This is a genomic window from Vallitalea longa (assembly GCF_027923465.1).
GTDB classification, from domain to species: Bacteria; Bacillota; Clostridia; order Lachnospirales; family Vallitaleaceae; genus Vallitalea; species Vallitalea longa.
On record NZ_BRLB01000041.1, the window covers coordinates 1 to 1801 of the forward strand.

1 protein-coding gene is annotated in these 1801 nt (G+C 32.6%); it reads right to left on the minus strand.

The annotated features are described in order from the left end of the window. Nucleotides 1-258: 258 nt before the first annotated feature. Nucleotides 259-1671, minus strand: coding sequence for an ISNCY family transposase (locus QMG30_RS24695; RefSeq protein WP_281819896.1), 1413 nt, complete (start codon nucleotides 1669-1671; stop codon nucleotides 259-261). Between the last annotated feature and the right edge of the window lie 130 nt (nucleotides 1672-1801).

A 1801-nucleotide genomic window follows, 5' to 3' on the forward strand; every position in this document is an offset into this window, starting at 1 on the left:
TGTCAAGCATTTTTGAAAATGTCTCGAAATTTTTAAAATATGAGCACCGATTATTTTGGTGCTTTAATAACTTCCGCATTTATTCCACGGTCCTATTTACAACGAGCCTCTAATGGCATGGTTTTATGCATCAGAAGCATCCCCTAACCTGTTTGTAGCATAGCAAGTGTATTGATGGGATGCCTTGCAAAAAGCATAACATGCCATTTTCTCATTATAAATAGGCTTTCGCGGCATAAAAGCTATTTTTATGGAATTTTATCTAGCTATGCTTGTCAAAGCTTGAGAATGCATTGCAGAATCAAATGATTGTTCATAATAATGTTTTTGTTTTTTAACAAACTTAGTAAAAATACTCTTTTTCCACGGATGAGACATTGGCGGAATATATCTTTTACGAGGTTTCACAGTGCTTTTAGGGAAATGAAAATTTCTTGATGTATATTCATGTTCTGGTATTTCGTCTAGAGAGTATACTTTTTCTCCTATGCTAGTAAATAGTTGTTCATCAAATGATTTAATAACTAGAGCCTGTGTTCCTTTATGGTAATAAACAGGGTAACCGTTAGAATCTATAGGCTTATAATACTTTTTGTTTAATCGGATACAGTGACCATTATCAATTTTACGGTCTACAAGAACTGCAAGAGTAAGGTTAATTTTTTCAATATCTGGTTGTTTTTCAAAAACAGATTTGATATTATTAATGGGCAGAGCAAACTTAGCATTATATTTTTGTATGTAGGAGTCCAAAAATATATTTGCTTGTTCTATGGTTGTTGCGCTTGCTAATCTTAATTCGATTGGTAGGCGCGATTGTAATGTTTGGAACATTCGTTCTACGCGACCTTTGGCTTGCGGATTGCTGGTTGTTCTAATTTCAACCCCCAACTGTTTACAAGCATAACCAAACTGAGTAAAAGTATCCTTTTCAAGAGAAGAAGATTTTTTTTGCTTATATTCAAAAACAGTACGTCTATCAGTATAAAACATATAGGGAATACCATGATCATTTAAAATTTGATGGAAAACATTATAGTAGCCTTTCAAAGTTTCTTGTTTATCAAAATATGCGCCAACAATAGCTCCTGTAGCATCATCAACAGCAATATGTAGATGAGTTTTTTTATCCCCAAACCAATTGTGTATGGAAGCATCCATTTGAATCATCTCACCAAAAAAAGCACAACGTGGTCTACGAGGATGAGCATCTTCAAGGGCGACTATATTTTCTGTAAGTTTAGCAACCTCTTTCTTTGATTTAGTAGCTTTTCTTTGTTCTTTCAGCTTAGAACGCATTTTCTTTTTAGTGAGACGTCTAGCTTTAGGTGAAAGCATCCCTTCAGACATAAGAATGTTATATATAGTACTTACAGAAACATTAATATTTTCATGCTCTTCTAGCAACTCACAATAATGAGTGAAGTTGGTGCCAAAATATTTTGTTCGATGAAGATCTATGATATTTTCTTTAATATTGCTTTCTATTGTATGTGATGGTTTGCGACCACGATTACCATGAACAAAAAAAGTCTTTCCTTGGTTTAAATAACCTTTGATCAAACGATTTATATGTCGTCTAGTACAGCTTAGTTTCAGAGCGGCATTATCCTTATTCCCGTTAGTTTCAACTAATTTTTTAATAACTTCATATTTATATTGTTCTGTCATGTTTAAGTTTACCTTTCTAATGATAATCACCTCTGTCTTTAAAATACATGAGGTTTTATTATATACCATAATTAATAAATAGGACATAATCAATTGTGGTACACTAAGACATTATCATAAATCAATCATA